The sequence below is a fragment of the Fictibacillus barbaricus genome, assembly GCF_031457135.1.
Taxonomy (GTDB): domain Bacteria; phylum Bacillota; class Bacilli; order Bacillales; family Fictibacillaceae; genus Fictibacillus; species Fictibacillus barbaricus_A.
On record NZ_JAVDWA010000003.1, the window covers coordinates 582,730 to 600,770 of the forward strand.

22 protein-coding genes and 1 riboswitch are annotated in these 18,041 nt (G+C 40.0%); of the genes, 7 read left to right on the plus strand and 15 right to left on the minus strand.

From position 1 onward, the window contains the following. Positions 1–27: 27 nt before the first annotated feature. From J2X07_RS11865 to J2X07_RS11890, 6 genes are all read right to left on the minus strand, one after another. The gene (locus tag J2X07_RS11865) at positions 28–912 is read right to left on the minus strand and encodes an ATP-binding protein (RefSeq protein WP_310258920.1); all 885 of its coding nucleotides are present in this window, start codon (positions 910–912) and stop codon (positions 28–30) included. A gap of 156 nt (positions 913–1,068) precedes the next feature. Next, on the minus strand, positions 1,069–1,830 hold the full coding sequence (locus tag J2X07_RS11870) for an HAAS domain-containing protein (RefSeq protein WP_310258921.1): 762 nt from the start codon (positions 1,828–1,830) through the stop codon (positions 1,069–1,071). After that, positions 1,820–2,143, minus strand: coding sequence for a PadR family transcriptional regulator (locus J2X07_RS11875; protein WP_310259044.1), 324 nt, complete (start codon positions 2,141–2,143; stop codon positions 1,820–1,822). Before J2X07_RS11875 ends, J2X07_RS11870 begins: the two co-directional genes overlap by 11 nt. Before the next feature lie 153 nt (positions 2,144–2,296). Next, positions 2,297–2,479 (minus strand): hypothetical protein, encoded by a 183-nt coding sequence (locus J2X07_RS11880; protein WP_310258922.1) that lies wholly within the window; start codon positions 2,477–2,479, stop codon positions 2,297–2,299. 16 nt (positions 2,480–2,495) lie between these two features. Further along, positions 2,496–3,230, minus strand: a complete 735-nt coding sequence (locus tag J2X07_RS11885; protein WP_310258923.1) for a YdcF family protein — start codon at positions 3,228–3,230, stop codon at positions 2,496–2,498. A gap of 90 nt (positions 3,231–3,320) precedes the next feature. Beyond that, a complete protein-coding gene (locus J2X07_RS11890; protein ID WP_310258924.1) occupies positions 3,321–3,812 on the minus strand; it encodes a hypothetical protein in 492 nt (163 codons plus the stop codon). A gap of 31 nt (positions 3,813–3,843) precedes the next feature. Then, positions 3,844–3,926: riboswitch (cyclic di-GMP riboswitch) on the minus strand. Between the two features lie 197 nt (positions 3,927–4,123). Here J2X07_RS11890 and J2X07_RS11895 point away from each other — a divergent pair. Further along, positions 4,124–4,456 (plus strand): YrdB family protein, encoded by a 333-nt coding sequence (locus J2X07_RS11895; protein WP_310258925.1) that lies wholly within the window; start codon positions 4,124–4,126, stop codon positions 4,454–4,456. Positions 4,457–4,493: 37 nt separating this feature from the next. Here J2X07_RS11895 and panF read toward each other — a convergent pair whose 3' ends face one another. Next, positions 4,494–5,933 (minus strand): sodium/pantothenate symporter, encoded by a 1,440-nt coding sequence (panF, locus tag J2X07_RS11900; RefSeq protein WP_310258926.1) that lies wholly within the window; start codon positions 5,931–5,933, stop codon positions 4,494–4,496. Continuing rightward, a complete protein-coding gene (locus J2X07_RS11905; RefSeq protein ID WP_310258927.1) occupies positions 5,930–6,214 on the minus strand; it encodes a YhdT family protein in 285 nt (94 codons plus the stop codon). Before J2X07_RS11905 ends, panF begins: the two co-directional genes overlap by 4 nt. Before the next feature lie 187 nt (positions 6,215–6,401). On the opposite strand from J2X07_RS11905, the gene J2X07_RS11910 reads away from it, so the two are divergent. Continuing rightward, positions 6,402–6,575: a hypothetical protein gene (locus J2X07_RS11910; protein ID WP_310258928.1), complete on the plus strand. Its 174-nt coding sequence runs from the start codon at positions 6,402–6,404 to the stop codon at positions 6,573–6,575. 51 nt (positions 6,576–6,626) lie between these two features. Here the strand turns inward: J2X07_RS11910 and J2X07_RS11915 are convergent, their stop codons facing one another. After that, positions 6,627–7,301, minus strand: a complete 675-nt coding sequence (locus J2X07_RS11915) for a spore coat protein (protein WP_396194085.1) — start codon at positions 7,299–7,301, stop codon at positions 6,627–6,629. A gap of 318 nt (positions 7,302–7,619) precedes the next feature. Here J2X07_RS11915 and J2X07_RS11920 point away from each other — a divergent pair, with 318 nt between their 5' ends. Continuing rightward, complete coding sequence (locus J2X07_RS11920; protein ID WP_310258929.1) at positions 7,620–8,180, plus strand: transposase; 561 nt, start codon at positions 7,620–7,622, stop codon at positions 8,178–8,180. A 122-nt stretch (positions 8,181–8,302) separates the two neighbouring features. Here the strand turns inward: J2X07_RS11920 and J2X07_RS11925 are convergent, their stop codons facing one another. Both J2X07_RS11925 and J2X07_RS11930 read right to left on the minus strand, forming a co-directional pair. Further along, complete coding sequence (locus tag J2X07_RS11925; RefSeq protein WP_310259047.1) at positions 8,303–8,890, minus strand: methyl-accepting chemotaxis protein; 588 nt, start codon at positions 8,888–8,890, stop codon at positions 8,303–8,305. Then, positions 8,887–10,275 carry a methyl-accepting chemotaxis protein gene (locus J2X07_RS11930; RefSeq protein ID WP_310258930.1) on the minus strand — a complete coding sequence of 463 codons (1,389 nt, stop codon included), beginning with the start codon at positions 10,273–10,275 and terminating at the stop codon, positions 8,887–8,889. The genes J2X07_RS11925 and J2X07_RS11930 overlap by 4 nt, the downstream gene beginning before the upstream one ends. 254 nt (positions 10,276–10,529) lie before the next feature. Between J2X07_RS11930 and J2X07_RS11935 the strand changes: the two genes are divergently transcribed. After that, positions 10,530–10,700 (plus strand): aspartyl-phosphate phosphatase Spo0E family protein, encoded by a 171-nt coding sequence (locus tag J2X07_RS11935; protein ID WP_310258931.1) that lies wholly within the window; start codon positions 10,530–10,532, stop codon positions 10,698–10,700. Between the two features lie 69 nt (positions 10,701–10,769). On the opposite strand, the gene J2X07_RS11940 is transcribed toward J2X07_RS11935, so the two are convergent. Both J2X07_RS11940 and J2X07_RS11945 read right to left on the minus strand, forming a co-directional pair. Continuing rightward, positions 10,770–11,717 (minus strand): nucleoside hydrolase, encoded by a 948-nt coding sequence (locus tag J2X07_RS11940; RefSeq protein ID WP_310258932.1) that lies wholly within the window; start codon positions 11,715–11,717, stop codon positions 10,770–10,772. Positions 11,718–11,793: 76 nt separating this feature from the next. Next, on the minus strand, positions 11,794–12,201 hold the full coding sequence (locus tag J2X07_RS11945; RefSeq protein ID WP_310259049.1) for a thiol-disulfide oxidoreductase DCC family protein: 408 nt from the start codon (positions 12,199–12,201) through the stop codon (positions 11,794–11,796). A gap of 169 nt (positions 12,202–12,370) precedes the next feature. Between J2X07_RS11945 and J2X07_RS11950 the strand changes: the two genes are divergently transcribed. The 3 genes from J2X07_RS11950 to J2X07_RS11960 all read left to right on the plus strand — a co-directional run bounded on the left by J2X07_RS11950 (position 12,371) and on the right by J2X07_RS11960 (position 15,541). Then, entirely contained in the window at positions 12,371–13,066 is a 696-nt protein-coding gene (locus J2X07_RS11950; protein WP_310258933.1) for a DUF975 family protein, read from the plus strand. A gap of 166 nt (positions 13,067–13,232) precedes the next feature. Continuing rightward, the gene (locus tag J2X07_RS11955) at positions 13,233–14,840 is read left to right on the plus strand and encodes a hypothetical protein (RefSeq protein WP_310258934.1); all 1,608 of its coding nucleotides are present in this window, start codon (positions 13,233–13,235) and stop codon (positions 14,838–14,840) included. A 5-nt stretch (positions 14,841–14,845) separates the two neighbouring features. After that, positions 14,846–15,541 (plus strand): OmpA/MotB family protein, encoded by a 696-nt coding sequence (locus tag J2X07_RS11960; protein WP_310258935.1) that lies wholly within the window; start codon positions 14,846–14,848, stop codon positions 15,539–15,541. Between the two features lie 449 nt (positions 15,542–15,990). On the opposite strand, the gene J2X07_RS11965 is transcribed toward J2X07_RS11960, so the two are convergent. Beyond that, positions 15,991–16,863 carry an AraC family transcriptional regulator gene (locus J2X07_RS11965; RefSeq protein WP_310258936.1) on the minus strand — a complete coding sequence of 291 codons (873 nt, stop codon included), beginning with the start codon at positions 16,861–16,863 and terminating at the stop codon, positions 15,991–15,993. Positions 16,864–17,050: 187 nt separating this feature from the next. Next, the gene (locus tag J2X07_RS11970; RefSeq protein ID WP_310258937.1) at positions 17,051–18,025 is read right to left on the minus strand and encodes a DMT family transporter; all 975 of its coding nucleotides are present in this window, start codon (positions 18,023–18,025) and stop codon (positions 17,051–17,053) included. Between the last annotated feature and the right edge of the window lie 16 nt (positions 18,026–18,041).

Below are 18,041 nucleotides of genomic sequence, written 5' to 3' on the forward strand. Positions count from 1 at the left end.
TGTAGGGGTCTGACCCCATTTCCCAGCTTACATAAACAGCGTCGCGGCCACGTTGGAAACGAGGGCGCGTTCGCGGGCATCTTCGAGCTTGTCGGCGATTGCGCGCTGTATGGCGCGCTTCGCCGGCAAGTAGACGGAGAGGTCGGCCGCATCCAGCAGTGCACGGATGGATGCGGCGTCCTCGGACAGGTGTCCGGCTTTCGCCTGACCGATAAGGTCAGATGAAAGCTGGACAAATTGATCGAGAATAGCATCATCTTTTTGCATGGACTGGCTTTTCAGCATCTCTTTTAACGTCCCGCCTTGAATGTAGGGCACTTCGATCACAACAAAACGGTTTTTCAATGCTTCGTTTAGCGGCACCGTGCCGATATACCCTTCATTAATCGCAGCAATCACGTTGAATCCCGGATTCGCTTTTATCACTTCCCCAGTAAACGGGTTGGCGATCGTCCGTCTGTAATCGAGCATCCCGTTTAAGATCGGCAGTGTTTCTGGTTTTGCGATGTTGATCTCATCGATATACAGAAAATGTCCATGGTTTGCTGCTTTTGTCACAGGTCCAGGGATAAATTCAATCTCTTGTTTTCCGCCTTGGTAGCTGAGCGTTTTATGCCCTAATAATGCTTCAGCATCTAAATCGACAGAAGCATTCACTTGATGCAGCGGCTGGCCGAAAAGGCTTGAGAGCAGTTCGGCAAGTTTTGTTTTACCGGAACCGGTCGGACCTTTTAACAAAACATTTTTCCCTAACGCAAGTGCAATCACTGCGTCCTCAACGAGCGATGCGTCAGGTGCTGTATAGCCTGGTTTTCCGATCAAATCTTTATAAACATCCGGCAAGTTCTCTATTCGTTTAGCTGCTTCTTGTTGCAGCTTTTCTTTTATTTCAATTGGGATCTCAAGGTTCATCTTAAAAAATCCTTTCCTTCGTCTATCACCATTATTTCCACTAATTCCGTTACGTAAATCCTTACACACTTTAACATTGTAAGCTTTTTCAAAGCAAGTCTGTTATCCTGCAAAGAAAAACGCTTTGATATACGAGATATCAAAACGCCTGCATCTTCATAATGCTTGTTTTTTATGTCGTTTAGCTGAAATAAAGAAATACGCTAAAAATCCAATTGTTGTGACTGGTAAATTAATGATGGCTTTTGTTTCTTCTGTAATTGAAGTCTTATCTAAAAGAAGTTCAGGACCAAACATGATGAGAGGCAAAATAATGAATGCCCATGATTTCCCCCACAAAGACAAGAATATAAAAATAAGAATACAAAGACTAATAGTAATCGTGTTTCCTGTTTGACCTACCTCGATGACGACAGGCTGATTGGATTGCCGGTTAAAGAATAGCAAGCCTACAAAAGCAAAAATCGGAAATACTGCTAGAATTCCAAAGAGCAATCTCTCTCCCCATTTTGGAGGCGTATGACTCGCCAAATACTTAAAAGTTAGCCAAACTGCCAATAAAAAGAGAATGCTTATTAGAGGATAGCCTATTAATTGCAGTAAGGAATAGGTCATTTCACTGCGTATGGCGTCACCTAAAACCAAGTAAGCAAAGGCTCCTAAAATAAACATTGGTAAATATTTTGTGATCCAGCTTTTATCAAATGACATTTCATTAGATAGCTGTTCCATATAGGCTTTTGGCGACTGACCAACTATCGTTTCAACGGACTTGCCTCTTTTTTCGGCTTCCATTAAATGATCCTCCAGCTCTTGAACAATATCCTCAATGTCATCTTCCTTTTTCCCACTGGTGACCAAATAAAGTTGAAGATTTTCGATAAAGTCTTGACTACTCTTTGAAAGTTCATTTTTCACCTTGATCACTCCCCTTTTTGATGATCCGATTTACACTCAAACTTAGCTGCGCCCATCGTTTTTTAAAAGCTTCGAGTTCTTCTTCCCCTTTTTCAGTTAAGGAATAGTATTTCCTTCTAGGGCCAGCAGTCGACTTTTTCGAAGTTGTCGTTACGAGTTTTTCTTTTTGCATCCTCATTAACAATGGATAGATCGTTCCTTCGCTCATAAATTCAAATCCGTATGATTCAAGTTTTTCAGCTAATTCATATCCGTAAACTTCCCCTTCTTGAATAACGGCGAGCAAGCATCCATCCAATATTCCTTTTAACATTTGAGTTTGTGACAATGGCTTCACCTCAATTTCACTATCTTGTATAACAAGGTATATATTTAAAAAAAAGAACCCGTATCCCAAGATATGGTTTTAGTATATGATCAACTATCTTGTTTTGCAAGGTATATTTCTAACATTTTATCCCATTTTCTATCTTCCTTCTTTTTTCATAAGCTCCACGATATGCGGTTTCGGCTCCCAGCAGTTAAATTGATAGTCAGGTTTCGTTTCATATCCCAGCCTTGTACAGAAATAGTGCATCCCTCCAGCTGTTTTCAGAGGTTTGAAGTTCACACATGTTGCACAGCAATGATATCGATTTTTCTTTTCCATGGATGTCACACCCTTCTTACCGGTCTGTGAAATAGCTTTTGATGATGGCCATGTATTCTCTTACATGGGCCTGTGGTACAGACGAAATTCTGATCGGCGACCCCAAACCTTCAGCATCAACTCCTAAGCGTTTGGCAATCATCTTCGTCCGAAAAAGATGAAAATCACTCGTAACGATGAGTACATTTGCACCTGGATTGATCAATGGTTCCGAATATAATAAGTTTTCGTATGTACTTGTTGCTTTTCCCTCTATTTTTACTCGTTCTGGATCAACACCGTGCTTCACTAGATAGCTTTTCATAATAGCGCCTTCACTTTCCGTTTTTCGAAAACCGAGACCGCCGCTCACAATAAAATGAAGATCTTTATGGTCTTCTGCATAATCCAGCGCTTTATCCAATCGCCCTTTTAACACAGCACCTGGCCTGTTGTTTTTCGTTCCGCCTCCTAAAATTAGCACGGTGTCGATTTTGCCAGAAACCTTATCGGGATCAGTATTTGCTGATAAAAGAATAAGAGTTTCTAACGTTCCTGCAAAAAGGACAGTCAGGGTAATTATGATCGCTGTCGTTTTCTTGTATTTTTGAAAAAGCTTCATCATGGGTTGAAACTTGTAAAAAAGCAGAAAAAAGAAAGCACTAAGGACGAAAAAAACGGCTAAACCCATGTCCATGTTTGTTGTTTGAATCAGCATCGCTGCAGCGTAAACGAAAAAGAACAAACTTAAAAACAGAAAAAATTTTTTCATGAAAATTAGCTCCATTACCATTTTATTAGGATTCCTGATTCTAGTATATCGAAAAATAGAAAAAGAGCGGAGATTTTCCGCTCTTTTTGATTACTTATTTATATCTTGTTTTTTAATTTCTTTTTCGATTTCATCCGTTATTTCTTTTTTATAGCTTTCAGAAGTCGTTGCTGCTTCATTTTTCATATCTTGTGTCACTTTATTTACTGCTTCTTGCTTTCTTTTCGTTATATTAGCGATTTCATCGTTGTAATGGTTTTGAAGATCCGTTTTCTTTTCTTCAATAATGTCTTTTTTCTTATTGTCCAGCTCTGTTTTTGTTTCTGAAAAAACAGATTTGACCTGGCTGCTTAAATTTTTTAGCAGATCATCTTTTTGTTGCTTCAGCTGGTTTTGGATATCTGATTTAAAAGTAAAAGCTAAAATCTGAGTATAAACTTGATCCGCTAGTTCAGGCTTAGCTGCAAATGCGGAAGTTGTGCCTAAAGCTGTAGCTAACAGTGATGCCATCAATACTTTCGGCAGTTTTTTTGACTTGTTTTTCTTCTTTGAACTGAACTTTTCTTTACGTGATATTTCCATAAAAAATACCCCTTCCTTTTATCGGTTGATTAAAAGAAACGGTCGGTTGCGCTACTAGCTCTGGTTATTCCAAGCGCCCAAATAAAGAATAACTTTCACAGCTCCACTCTTATTAAATTATTTCCTAATATTAAATTTACCATCATAGGAATTTGTTGTAAATAATAATTTAATATACTAATATTGTAAACCAGCATTTGGAAATCACTGAGATCGCTAGTTCCTTAAATCCACCAGTAAGCAAAAAAAGGGAAATAGACTTGGGAGTTTAATAGATTTAAGATGATAACAACAAATGAAAGGGAAATTCTATGATAAGTGGCATTATTATGATCACTCGGTTTGTTAGTGAACTGCTAGCATTATGGATTTTAAGACGATGGGGATATGATTATGGGAACAGCTTAGTTTTTAAATGGGTGTTTGCAATGGGTACTCCTTTCATTTTCGCGATAATCTGGGGATTATTCGCCTCTCCAAAAGCCCACTATCAATTTGAAGGTATTTATAAAATCTTTTTTGAGATCGTACTATTTTCTATTGTTGCCTTGGCTTTGTATACGATAAACCATCATACTCTTGCTGGTGTATATTGGATGATTGCCGTTTTGACTGCATTGCTCATACATAAGTATAAAATATAAAAAAGAGAAAGTGTCCATTCGGGATGGACACTTTCTCTTAATGTGTAATTGTATGGGGTCTGTCCCCTTTTGTGAAACTTCCCACAAGGTAGGCGATAAGTGAGAGTATGATCGGGAAAACAACTGTATGCATTCCCCATAAGTTCGGGTGATTCAAATGCAGCCAAATGTATGATCCTACTCCGACGACGATGGATGCCAATGCTCCATTTGCGTTCCCTCGTCTCCAATAGAGCCCTAAGACAATCGGCCAAATAAAGGAAGCTTCTAATCCCCCGAACGCAAACAGATTCAGCCAAATTAATAAATCTGGAGGGTTGATCGCCATGACAAACACGCCGATCCCCACTACTGCTGTGATGACAAAGCTTAGTTTTTTTACAAAACGTTCGTCTGCATCAGGTCTTATATAATTGATATATACATCCTTGATGATAGCCGAACTCACTAAAAGCAGTACAGAGTCTACCGTTGACATAACTGCTGCCAGCGGTGCCGCCAGGACAACCCCCGCTAGCCAGCCAGGCAAAACTTTTAATGCGAGCAGCGGCATCACTGTATCGGGAACTTCAACCCCTGGAAGAACCGCTCTGCCAAATACCCCTGCTAAATGCATGCCTAACATGATAAAACCTACAACAAATGTGCCGATAATCATCGCTCGATGCATCGCCTTTGAATTTCGGTAACTCATCGCACGTACTGAAATCTGCGGTAAACCAACCACCCCAATGCCTACAAGTACCCAAAATGATGACACGTAGAGTGGTGTGAGAGAAAGATCCGACCCAAATGGAGAGATTAAATTCGGATTTTCTGCTCGGAGCTCACCCATAATGTGGTCGATTCCACCGCCTGCAACAATCGTTCCACCAAGGATAATTAACGTTCCGATTAACATGACAACACCTTGAATTGCGTCTGTTATGACAACTGCGCGAAACCCGCCGGCAATTACATAAACCAAAACAGAGACTGAAAAAATGAATAGCGCAGTCGTATAAGAGACCCCGGTAAACGATTCAATCAATCTGCCGCCTCCGACCCATTGAGCAGCCATGGATGAGAACAAGAAGATCACAATACTAAAAGCTGATAAAATAACGACCCATTTGCTTTCATATCTTGCTTTTAGAAAATCAATAAGGGTAACGGCTTTTATCTTTCTGGCTACGATTGCAAACTTCTTTCCTAATACAGCTAGTGTAAAATATCCCGTTACGAGCTGCGCCATAGCGAGGAGGACCCATCCCAAGCCCAATTGATAGGCAGCTCCTGGGCCACCGATAAAACTCGATGCACTTCCGTATGTTGCAACCATGGTCATCGCAAGTACAAAACCGCCAAGTTCACGGCCAGCTAAAAAATAATCTTCTAAAAATCCAGGACCGCTTTTAATAGCACGAGAAGTATAAATACCAACTAAAAATACTAAAATCAGAAAAATAGCTAGCGGAAGAATAACGTCCCAGTTCATTCCGTCTCCTCCTTTTTATACTCATCTACATCAAACGGCACCTCTGTAAAAAAGTATTTCACCATGATCCAAACCAAGATGGTGAAAACGATAAACCCTAAGATACAGCTATAAAAAAACCATGCAGGAAAACCGAGTATGTATGTGTAATCTTTGACCGGCCTGCTGCCAAGTCCATAGGCAAACGCATACCACCAAATAAAGTTTAAGATCGCTAAAACGACTCCCATCATGGCTTCTTTATTGGAGATCCGATATCGCCAATCTATTCCCTTTTTCATTGTAATGCCTCCTAAAACGCCGATAATGAAGTTCTCACATTACACTATGGCAAATGAACAATTCATTGTCGAGTTCTTTTGATGGGAATTTGCAGTTTCGTTTGAATAAATGGTAAAATTTTCAACAAAATCGGTAAAATTGGTATGAAAAAAGCAACAATTCCTAGAGGGAGTTAGGAGATTTTCGATGATACTTTACAGAGCGATATTTATTGGAATCTTTGTAGGTATGGTTTATTACATGGCTAGCTATTATGTCCCAGAAACAAAGGTACGAACACTTATTATCATCATCATTAATTTTATTTCATTTTTAATTGGTGATTTTCTTGGCAAAAAAATTTTTAGAGAACCAAATTAGTTAAAAAAACGCTTGAGTGAATTCATTCTCAAGCGTTTCAAATTACTTAAGCTATTGCAGCGGCGGCATGGTTTGCGCCTTTCCGTAAGCATTTATCATTTGATTCATATCTTGCTGAGCTAATTGCGGCACTTGATAAAAATGCTTTTTATTTTGCCAGATTGATAATTCGTAAGCCATCTCGATCCAGTTAGGAATTCCGTCTGCTAATACTCGCCGAAGGACAGGATTGGTTAGTTCCAAGGTTGCCATTGCTCTTAAGGACGCATTTGATTTAAGTGTTCCCAGAATTAACGACGAGATTGCTTCATCGTTTAATTGGGATACATTTTGAATGGGTGTTTTGGGCTGTGACGGACTCAATCCGTAAACAAAATCATTTTCTTGAGTCATTTTGTAGGATTGAGTTGGCATAGAGGGATCTTTGCCGGTTTGAAATGCTTGAACACAAGCATTGTATTCATTCGTAATATGCTGATATTGACGATCTAACATTGTTTTTAGCTCTTCATCTTGAATATGGTCTCTGCAAAGCATATACAGATTAAGTGTACCTATCGTCCCTCCAAGCATTTCATGAACATCAAATAGCTCATGGCCTCCGTGATTGAATTGAGCAGGTACTTGACCAGTTTGCATGTTTTGATGAACAAACTCAGAACTGTTTGCATTTTGCGGCAGATTATTTTGATTTGAGTTAGATTGATTCGGATTTATAGGGTTCATATTCTTACCTCCGTTTTTAAAAATACGGGGTTATTTTATGTAGATTGAAGTCATATATACAATAAAGGTGCGAAAAGCAAAAAAATTTCCGGGGAAATTCGATAAAATAACCCAATAGTTTTCTGCAATCGACAAATTGTCATGAAAAATATTGGAGTAAAATGAGCTATTATGAAATTCGAAAAATTGAATCGTTTGAATTTTGATTTCCTAAGGAAGGTTTACTCAAAAACAGTAAAGGAAATAAATTGTTTGGGGACTGTCCCCATTTCCCAAATTCAGTTAAAAGCTTTACACTAGAACTATAACGGAAAGGAGGTGAATCCCATTCCTAGGACGAGACGTATTTGGTATCCCGATGCTGTTTACCACGTAACTACGCGAGGTAATCGACGTGAACCTCTTTTTTACTCTCATCAAGATTATCATCATTATTTGAAAATCCTTAGCCATTGTATTCCGAAGTATTCTGTTAAACTATTCTCTTACTGCCTCATGCCGAATCATACCCATTTGCAAATTCAATGCTGCCAGTCCCCTCCTGGTGATTTCATGAAAGAATTGAGCGAAACTTATGCGATGTATTTTAATAAGAAGTACGAGCTCACTGGCCATGTCTTTCAAGGTCGATATGGAGCAGAATTAATTGAAGATCGCTCATATTTATTAGACACAAGCCGCTATATCCACATGAATCCTGTTACCGCTGATCTTGTTATGTACCCTCTTGAATACCCTTGGAGCAGTTATCGTTATTACGCAAGCCAATCCGTATGTTCCTTCTTAGATACCTCATTCATTCTTGAACAGTTTCAAAATTCAAAGTCACTTTATCGAGATTATGTAGAAAGCAGAATTACACCGGTTGTAGAGCAGTAATAAACGAGTAAAATTACTCTCTATTACTTTTAGAAAAGCTACTCATAGCAATGAAAAAAGCCGGTTATGTCCTTCTGCAGAAGACAAAACCGGCTTTTTTGTATTTGTCTGGGGTCTGTCCCCTAGATTTGAAATCTCGTAATATGGTTGCGCATTTGTTCAGCATATTGTTCCAGTTGTTCGGCAAGCTGGTTCAACTGTTCCATTGACGCTGATTGTTGTTCAGTTGAAGCTGAAACTTCCTCAGTACCAGCGGGTGTTTCTTGTGTGACAGCAAGTATATTTGAGGCGTTCTCCAACAAAAGATCTTTTTGCTTCGTCATTTCTTCAACAGATACAATGACATCTTGTAATTTTTCTGAGTTGCCTTGAATAGCCTCAGAGATCCCTTTAAATGTGTACTCTGTTTCTTCAACCGCTTCGCTTTGCTCCAAGATAAGCGCTGCAGCTTCCTGAACTTGCCCCACGGTCGATTGTGTAACAGCTTGCATATCACTGATTAACACACTAATTTCTTTTAATGATTTTTCTGTTTGTTCTGCTAATTTTCGAACTTCATCCGCAACAACGGCAAAACCTCTGCCAGATTCCCCAGCTCGAGCTGCCTCAATTGCTGCATTCAATGCTAGCAAATTCGTTTGATTTGCGATTTCACTTATCGCATGAACAATTTGTTGAACACTATCAGATGTCTCATGCAGTTTTTTTATAGAATGGTCATTTCTCGTGTCATTTCAGTAGTGAGTAAAGATTTTTCTTTTAAGAAAGTTACTTTTTTTACCCCTTCAACAGATGCCTGATTCATTTGCTTTGTTGCTTTTTCGATCGCTTCTCCCTTTTCTTGTACTTGAGAAATGCGGTCAGCTAGCACTCCTGCAGCATGAACGTTTCCTTCCATGAGTTCAGCTTGATAAGAGGAACCCTCAGCTATTTGCTGCATCGTTCTTGACACTTCGCTTGCGGCTGCTGAATTTTCTTCGGCACTTGCTACAACTGTTTGAGAAGCGTCTGTTACATGATCTGTAATTTGCGCCATCTCACCAATCAAGTTTCTCATTTGTTCACTCATTTTGGTAAAGCTATCTGCTAAATCTCCAATCTCATCTTCTCGGTCAATTGAAACGGTGACTTGTAAATTTCCATTTTCCATTCCATTCATGGCTTCTTTTAATGTGCGTACAGGTTTTGTGATTTTTCTGGATACAAGTACTGAAATAACCGCAGCAACAAAGAGCGTAATTAAAAGAGCAATACCGATTGGCAGCAAGATGACGGATGCTTTCCTTTCAAACTCGCTAACCGCAACGGTTCCAACAAGTTTCCAGCCAGTCGTTTCATTTTGAACGTAGCTAATCACTCGCTCCTCACCATCAAGTTTATTTGTTAGAATACCTTGTTTGTGTTCCATATTTTTATAGAAAGATTCATTTACAGCACTTTTACCTGTCATTTTCGGATTTGGATGCACCATATATGATCCGGTATTATCAATGAGAAGGGCATATCCCGAGTCCCCGATTTTCACATTTTGCATCAGTGTCAAAATATCGCTAACAGCGATATCTATCGCAGCAACCCCAACAAATTCTCCATTATTTTCAATGCCTTTGACTGCTTTAACTACAAGTCTCCCTGTTGATTTATCAACAAATGGATCCACCCAAATTATTTTTTCAGGATTTTCTTTAGACTTTTGATACCAATCCGCAGTTGTAAGGTCTTCTACTTTTGATGCAGGAACAGGATACATCACTACTCCATTATCCTTGGATACAAAATAACTATTCACAATAGATTCATTTGAAATTTGATAGTCTTGGAATTTTGAAAGAATATAATCAGGTGTGTCCCCTTTTTTGTAAAGCTTGATCCATGCATCATCCGCATATGCTAAAACAAATTGACTATTATTATATAAAAAGCGGTCAAGTGATTCATTCATATCCACCATCCTAGCAGAGGTATCGGCAGATGAATTATCCACTGTCGTTTTCATACTAAAAAAGTAACCTACACAGCTTATAACGATTCCTGTCATTAATATTAACAATAAAAAAGGCACAAGAATTTGCCTTTGTAAACTTTTTTTAATCATTTTTTCCTCCAAGTTGATAGTTTCTAAGTCAGCAAACAGTATATCGACATAACTCTACAAAACTTTTAATAGAAAATGTCCAGTTTGTCTTTTCAAAAAAGACAAACTGGGCATAAATGTATTTTTTAGGGGTCTGTCCCCCTATATGTACAAAAAAATGATAGACTCGACACAAAATATGGGGTATAATGTTATTAACTTTTACAGAATTTAATAGTGCAGAAGTGGGTATTATATATGAGGGGGTATGGACCATGAGCCGAACCAATGCTCTTGTCTTAACTACAGAAATAGATGCCATTCGCACGACCATGTATGAAGTAAGTAAGAAGGTTAATAGTCTAGCTGACCCGCTCTTAGTCCAGCTAAGTCAGATTTTAGATGAAAAACTCAATAAACTTGATCAAATTAGAGAATGTGCTTAATCCTATAAACGTTTAACCGGAGATGTCTGTTTTGCCAATCGGACGCTTCGGTTTTTTATTTGGCTTTTTTTATCGAAATTCCTCTCCTGTCATAACACTCATAAAATCATTGAAGAACTTCGGATAATCAAAATCAAACGCAATTCTATGTTTTTTCTCGTTCTCTGCAATTTTTACATACGGTCTTATATCTGCGATGCTTTGTCCCCTGGCGATCATTTCATCCCTTAGGACAATATGGACAGGCAGGCTTTTAAAAGTAAACATATCCTCCCGAATCGGTGCCATTAAAGTAATAGCATCATGAACAGGACTGCCTAAAATACTAGGATTCGTTTTTTTATAGAATTTAAAATAAAAGTCCAGCAAAGGCTTGAGGACTGGTGCTTTCCCTTTATAATCGATGTAATTCACCATTTCAGGTGTTACGATTGCGCGATTCGTCACATTCAAAGGGATGATGGTTACATTCTCTGCATACGTAAGAACGACTCTCACAGCTATCGGGTCGGCATGAAAGTTCGCCTCGGACACGGGGGTTACGTTCCCTGGAACCATGAACGCGCCGCCCATAATATAGAATGCTTTCACTTTCTTCATTAATGACTGAAATAAAATGAACATTGTTGCAAGCGAAGTGAGCCTTCCTGCATTTACAATGATTAATTCATTCTCGTATTTATTTATCAAATTTACGATTTCAAAAAAATTTTCAATTACACCTTCATAAACGCCAGGTTCAATTGGTCCTAATCCATATTCTCCGTGCACTTCTGGATAAAATATGGGCTCTTCACCTGTCATAGGCACTTCTGCCCCGCCGATAATCTTTACTTCGCTCGGAAAATGAAATAATTTTGCTAAATAATGAACGTTTGTCACCGTTTTTTCTCTTGAGACATTTCCATAGTCAGCGACAACACCGACGATATCGATTTTGTCAGTCAAATAGGCGTAGGTTAGTGCGATTGTATCATCAATTCCTACGTCACCAAAGAACAAGACTTTTAGCCCCATAAAAATAATCCCCTTTTTCTTTTTTGTTTTATTTTATTACGGGGATTTCTTGTCCTATGAAAATTTGCCCGCAAAACTATTCAAGGAATCTTTTTCGTAAAGCAGGTGTCGGAATCATACAGCTATCTTTCTTGCCAAACCATCTATATCTGTTTTTGGCGATTCTTTTGTAAATAAAATCTCTGAATGAGCGTGGAACGATGAGGAAATGCTTACTGAAGCTCCAAGGGAAATTTAAATACCGAGTAAGCGTCAGGACTGCATCTGACATGAAATAAACTTTGTCGTTTTCGATGAAAATAACGGAATCTGTTCGTGTGGGATCAATGTGATGGTGCGATAACAATTCCTTTCCCGATTCTGATTGAATGGCGGCAAATTTCAATTTTTCTTCTTTTTCATGTTTTAATATGAATTGCACGCTTGAGTTACAAAGGTTGCATACTCCGTCAAATAAAAGAACCGGCTCATGACTTCTCTCCATATTTTTCACGTTATCCCCCCCTTTTTTTATGAATTAAATTCCTGATAGTTACAGTTTATACAAGTGGCATGTTTTAGTAAATTGGATAGATTCATCCATAAAATGCATCTTTCAACAATAAGGATAGTAGTATACACTCGAATGTAGAGACAAGGAAAGGTGAAGATCAATGAAAATTAGAGATTTTAAGACAGAAGCAAAACAACAATTAAAAGGCCAATGGTTTGCTGCAGCATTGGTTACTTTGGTATTTGCTGCGATTTATGTTGTAATACCGATGATTATCGAAATGAAGCTAAGCGGTGGATATGATAATTGGATGAACACGACAAGTAATGAAAATGGCCAATCCGCTAGTACTTTTATCATCACACTCGTTTTACTACCTTTATCGGTCGGTTATTCATGGTTGTTTCTATCATTGATTCGTACAGGTGAGCGAGTTAAGATTTCAGGATTATTTCAAGCATTTTCTGAGATCAGCATGTACCTCAAACTTTTAGGCACGTATTTGTTGATGATGATTTATGTTATTTTATGGTCATTATTATTGATCATCCCAGGGATCATTAAAGCATTCGCTTACTCTCAAACGTACTTTGTTTATAAAGATAATCCGAAAATGGGAATTAATGCGGCGATTACGGAAAGCCGAAAATTGATGCATGGTTACAAGTGGAAGTTTTTTGTACTTCAATTGAGCTTTATTGGATGGGTTATTTTAGGTCTGATTACGGTTGGTATCGGCTTTATCTGGATCTATCCATACATGAGCGCAACGTATGCCTCGTTTTATAATGCTCTAGTGGAAAAGAAAAAAGGTGCTGAGCCTATCGTTATCGATGAAGTTGGTAAAGACGAATAAAATTTCATTAGAATATATTGAGTGAAATGAACCCCGTAATTGTCCACCTGAAGTGGACAATTACGGGGTTTTTGTATTTCTTTGGGGTCAGACCCCATTTCCCAAAATATTTCCCGCAGTTAGGACATATTTATCAGTAAGACGAGACTTCTTGAGGGGTGGCATAATGGATCAAATTACCGTAATTGTTGTCGCGGCCATTGGGATTTTAGCTTTTGTGGGAATTGTGGGATATACGCAGACAACCTTTTATTTTCGAAAATGGAGCAAGGAGCTGCAGCAACTGGAAACACATCCTGAGCAGCAGCCGTATTCACACTGGATACAACGCGTTACCACTGATTACAAACAATTTCATCTTGCGGGTGTTCCTCAGTTGAACACGCAGGCCTTGATTGAAAAACATCTTTACAACGAAAAAATCCCGGTACTTGGTGTATTCAGAGTCCCGGTCGGAAACATCCAGCGCTTTCTCAGCCAGCTTCCCTCTTTCACCATTATTCTCGGTGTACTCGGTACGTTTATCGGGCTTACCCTCTCCCTTTTATCGATGCAAGATACGTTAATGACGCTAGGCACACAGCCTGCTGATTCCAATCTTACCCTGAATTCCATCATCTCTTCTTTAACCGCTCCTTTTAAAGGAATGAGCGTTGCTTTTTTCACAAGTATTGCTGGTATTACTGCCGCTCTTTTTCTGAACTTGATTCAGACGGGCTTTTTTTCACAAGGCTCTTCCCTTTCTTATAAACAAGGGAAGCTTTTATCCGATTGTGAAGTGTATTTGGATCATCATTTCAACAGCTTGCTCATCAACGACAAACCGCAGGATTCAGTGGAACGACTGCTTGACCGGCTTGCTGCGCGTGTTGAAAGTTCGTTTGATAAAACACTCGGTGAGTTCGCTTCGCAAATGGTAAACTTTACAGCCGGTCTTCAAAAAGCAATGGAAGATGTGAACGGCATTTTCGAGGCACAGCGCCAGCATTCCGAACGCTTTGCCGCTTCAGCCACACAGCTGGATCAATTCGGCAACCGTTTTAACGAAACGACGAAAGAACTCGGCACCATTCAAAAGACAGTCGATTCCAGCATTAACGCACTCGCACAAAACATTTCGGCGTTCGAGCAGCAGATGAAGGTAGCAAACGACCGGCATACACAAGGTCAGCAAAAGTTTGAACAGCTCATGCAGCGTTCTGATAAAGTTTTACAAGAATCACAGAGACGGTCTGAGGAACATGCCCAAAACCTGCTTCGCGGCATGCAAGAACAGCTTCAGCACTATCAAACACAGCACGAAAATCTCGAAAACCGGCTAGCCCAAAAGCAAGACGAGTGGTATTACCGCTATTCCGAAAAGCAAGGGGAATACGGCAGAGCCTCTGCAGACTTTGCTTCGAGCGTTCAGCAGCTTGAAAAAGGATTTTATGGAGCTGTCGAACATGTGAAGCGCGATTTTACCGACCAAGTCCGCAGCATCATGGACAGTCAAAGCCGTCAGCTCGGCACAATTTTAAACAACGCGCAAAATCAGCACGGACGTGAAGATGACATGCGCGAGCTTTCCCGAACTCTCGAGAACTTGTATCAGGGCTTAACCCGCAGCATCACGGACAACAACCGCACCCTTTCTGACATGCATCATCTGCTGCATCGCATCTATCAAGCTGCCATGAACCAGCCCTCACAAGTGGTTTATGAATCAAGGGAACCGCGGCAAGCGCAATATGTAGAAGATGACCGAGCTCCCATCATCACTAGGAGACGGTGACCGGGATGAAAGCGCGGCAATCGTATTTTCATAAAGAGGATCAAGAGACAAGTGAGATTTTTTGGCCGAGTTTTACCGATATGATGGCCATGATGGTGCTCGTCATGGTGTTCATCGCTATACTCGCCTACGTTCAGAGCATTTACAACGCGTATGACCAGGCACAGATCAAGCGCGAACTTGGTCAAGTAGCCGAGGTGAAAAAGCACATATCAGACCTCATTCAAAAACAGCTTGAAGAAAACGTCGGAAAAGATAAAATCATTCGCGGACCGAACAACACCATTTCGGTAGAGGGCAATATTTTATTTGATACCGGAAGCGCGGAGATTTCGGAAAAAGGAAAAAAAGTGCTCGATCCACTTGCTGATGCACTCGCCGCTATTATTGAAGAAAAAGATATGAGCAAATACCTCTACATCATTCTAATAGAAGGACACACCGATTCTGTTCCGTATGACAACTGGTCGCTATCCACACAGCGAGCGGTCGCGGTCGTAGACTATCTCGGAAAAGCAAACCCGAAACTCGCGAAAAAGGAGTATGCACAGTATTTGGCCGCAACCGGATATAGCGAATATAAGCCGATTGCAAAAGGAAACACAGCTGAAGCACTGCAAAAAAACCGCCGCATCTCGTTTCAAATCATATTGGATGACGATAAGTGGCAAAGCAAGCTGAAAGATATTCTAAATCAATAAAGGTATAACCCAAAAGATCATTCTTTTGGGTCTTTTTGATGCCATTGTTTGAGATCACTTTACGAAGAATGCTTTTTACACAAAACCTATGCCTCACAAAAAAAACAGCTCAAAAGTGAGTGTTTTTCCACTTTCAAGCTTGTTTTTTAAATAGTTCTTTTCTAAAAGTTTGTTGCTACTCAGACTTTTTAAAGAAAATCTTCATAGAAAAGTTAATTGGATCGGAAGGGCGAGACTCCTCGAAAATGAACTTCACATTTTCTTCGTGCGATATAACGCTGCCGAAGCTTTCCTTGTCCTGCGGGATTAGTGGGACAGGAGAGACCATTCAATGTCGTAAAGCGACGAATGGGCTCACCGCACGCCCCGCGGAAAGCGAGCCACTGCAGAGGAAATTAACATCATTCAAAAGCAATAAAGTATGCGAAAACAGCCTTATAAATTCTATTTTACTTTTTCAATACGGGGATCCATATTTCACTTTTAAATGTTGAAGAGGTTATATCCTTATGCTCGTTCCACAGGATTTCCGGTCCTTCCGCCTGCTCAAAGTTCGATGAAGGGAACCATTCGGAATAAACTCGTCCCCACACATTTTGCAATGTATCAGGGAACAGCCCAACCACTTCAAATACAGCCCATGTTGAAGCAGCAACATCCAGCATTTCAAAATGTTCAGGACATGCCTGAGTCGTTGCCGCACCAATGTAATGATCAAGCTCTCCTTTTTCCTCCATCCGACCTTCGGAAAAGTTTGTGGATGCACTGATTAACCCCATTGGTTCTATATTTGATAGACTCTTAAGCTGAACGATTTCAGCAGGTTTTAAATTTTGCCACATGGCTGCAATCACCGGATTTACTCCTTCAAAAACGATTGGAACCCTCTTTTTAAAGCCCACGATTTTAAATGCTTCTTTTTCGACGATACGGTACTTCATTTCGCTCTCCCCTTTTATCGTTAGTTGAAAGGTTAGGCGCGGAAAGGCTTTTAAGGAATGACCATTTCTTCTCGCTTCCGAAGGTGTGATTCCATGCAGACTCTGAAAAGCTTTTGTAAAAGAATCTGGTGAGTTGTATCCGTATTTTATCGCAACATCTATTACTCGGATTGAACGGTTGTTAAGCTCAAATGCCGCAAGAGTGAGACGTCTTCGCCGAATGTATTCAGACAATGGTACACCTGCCAGAAAGGAAAACATTCTCTTGAAGTGATACTCAGAACAATAAGCGATCTTTGCTGCTTCCTTATAGTCCACATCGCCAATAAGATTTTCCTCGATATAACTTAATGCTTCGTTTAATTTTTTCAGCGAATCCATTTTACCTAACCTCCTTTCAACATCTAAATTAACAGGGTTTGAATCTAATTATCCGACATCTGGTGCACAAATAAAACGGTTTATTTTTACACAAAAAAACAACCGCTGCTACGGGCAACGGCTGCTAAAGTTACTATATAAAAAGGGGGGGTAGTACTACTATTCCCAGCTGGATTTTTTTTAATCATCAATTTGCAAGATTCATAGGTTTTTTTTCAATCGGTTTTGATTTTCCGAAATAACTGTGTAAAAACATACCAATCATAATGACAGCTACCCCAATTAAAGACAATAACGTCGGGGTTGCAACAGAAAGCAGCCACATTTCTCCTAACAGTACAAAAACAATTTCTGCAGATTGCGTCGCTTCAACACCTGCTAGTTTCACAGGATCATTGCTGCATAAATCGGTTGCCTGGAAAAAGAGTACTGTCGCAATTACGCCTGACGAAACGGCAACAAGGAATGTCTGCCATAACTGACCGGATGTTGGCGGTCCACTTTGCACCCAGCCGATAACTGCGAGAACGATCCACCATGGAAGGGAAGCGATCGTCATACCGAATGCCCGCTGAAATGCGTCTAGCCTCTTGTTTGTCTCGATCATCATTTTTCGGTTTCCGAGCGGATAAGCCACTGCTGCAACAATCACTGGAAGAACAACATGAAGCAATAATGAGAGGTTAACTCCATTTGCGTCATGAAACTGAACGAGCCCAACTCCTGCTAGAATCAACAATGAGAATCCTAGTCCTTTAAAAGGAATCTTCTGCCGAATTAGTTTTCCTTTTGCTTCTTGTTTGTCATTTCCGTCATAAAAAAACGGGACAAGCAGTGATCCTGCAACAATTGTAATTTGCCACGTTGAAGCTAATAGCCATGCCTCCCCAAAGCCGGCTGCATATGTAATCGGCGCATAAAAGAGGACAAAACCGACTGAACTCCATAAAAACCATACACCGAACCGCGACCGTAATTCCTGAAAAACAGGACGGACATTCCCTCGCACCCATACGATTATCCCTAACAGCGGTACCATATAAAAAAAGCGGAGTGACGCGCTCCAATGCCAGCTGCCGCCTGCTAAATCCATGGATCGGTTCAATAAGAACGTGACTCCAAAGAAAAAGGCTGCTGCAATTCCTAATAAAATAGGTCTCATGATGATTACCTCTTTC

What these genes read in the sequence shown, in the direction of transcription:
- J2X07_RS11865 (WP_310258920.1), bottom strand. Translation starts at nt 912, where the DNA reads ATGAACCTTGAGATCCCAATTGAAATAAAAGAAAAGCTGCAACAAGAA.
- J2X07_RS11875 (WP_310259044.1), bottom strand. Translation starts at nt 2,143, where the DNA reads ATGTTAAAAGGAATATTGGATGGATGCTTGCTCGCCGTTATTCAAGAA.
- J2X07_RS11880 (WP_310258922.1), bottom strand. Translation starts at nt 2,479, where the DNA reads ATGGAAAAGAAAAATCGATATCATTGCTGTGCAACATGTGTGAACTTC.
- J2X07_RS11885 (WP_310258923.1), bottom strand. Translation starts at nt 3,230, where the DNA reads ATGAAAAAATTTTTTCTGTTTTTAAGTTTGTTCTTTTTCGTTTACGCT.
- J2X07_RS11890 (WP_310258924.1), bottom strand. Translation starts at nt 3,812, where the DNA reads ATGGAAATATCACGTAAAGAAAAGTTCAGTTCAAAGAAGAAAAACAAG.
- J2X07_RS11895 (WP_310258925.1), top strand. Translation starts at nt 4,124, where the DNA reads ATGATAAGTGGCATTATTATGATCACTCGGTTTGTTAGTGAACTGCTA.
- panF (WP_310258926.1), bottom strand. Translation starts at nt 5,933, where the DNA reads ATGAACTGGGACGTTATTCTTCCGCTAGCTATTTTTCTGATTTTAGTA.
- J2X07_RS11905 (WP_310258927.1), bottom strand. Translation starts at nt 6,214, where the DNA reads ATGAAAAAGGGAATAGATTGGCGATATCGGATCTCCAATAAAGAAGCC.
- J2X07_RS11910 (WP_310258928.1), top strand. Translation starts at nt 6,402, where the DNA reads ATGATACTTTACAGAGCGATATTTATTGGAATCTTTGTAGGTATGGTT.
- J2X07_RS11915 (WP_396194085.1), bottom strand. Translation starts at nt 7,301, where the DNA reads ATGAACCCTATAAATCCGAATCAATCTAACTCAAATCAAAATAATCTG.
- J2X07_RS11930 (WP_310258930.1), bottom strand. Translation starts at nt 10,275, where the DNA reads ATGATTAAAAAAAGTTTACAAAGGCAAATTCTTGTGCCTTTTTTATTG.
- J2X07_RS11935 (WP_310258931.1), top strand. Translation starts at nt 10,530, where the DNA reads ATGAGCCGAACCAATGCTCTTGTCTTAACTACAGAAATAGATGCCATT.
- J2X07_RS11940 (WP_310258932.1), bottom strand. Translation starts at nt 11,717, where the DNA reads ATGGGGCTAAAAGTCTTGTTCTTTGGTGACGTAGGAATTGATGATACA.
- J2X07_RS11945 (WP_310259049.1), bottom strand. Translation starts at nt 12,201, where the DNA reads ATGGAGAGAAGTCATGAGCCGGTTCTTTTATTTGACGGAGTATGCAAC.
- J2X07_RS11950 (WP_310258933.1), top strand. Translation starts at nt 12,371, where the DNA reads ATGAAAATTAGAGATTTTAAGACAGAAGCAAAACAACAATTAAAAGGC.
- J2X07_RS11955 (WP_310258934.1), top strand. Translation starts at nt 13,233, where the DNA reads ATGGATCAAATTACCGTAATTGTTGTCGCGGCCATTGGGATTTTAGCT.
- J2X07_RS11960 (WP_310258935.1), top strand. Translation starts at nt 14,846, where the DNA reads ATGAAAGCGCGGCAATCGTATTTTCATAAAGAGGATCAAGAGACAAGT.
- J2X07_RS11965 (WP_310258936.1), bottom strand. Translation starts at nt 16,863, where the DNA reads ATGGATTCGCTGAAAAAATTAAACGAAGCATTAAGTTATATCGAGGAA.
- J2X07_RS11970 (WP_310258937.1), bottom strand. Translation starts at nt 18,025, where the DNA reads ATGAGACCTATTTTATTAGGAATTGCAGCAGCCTTTTTCTTTGGAGTC.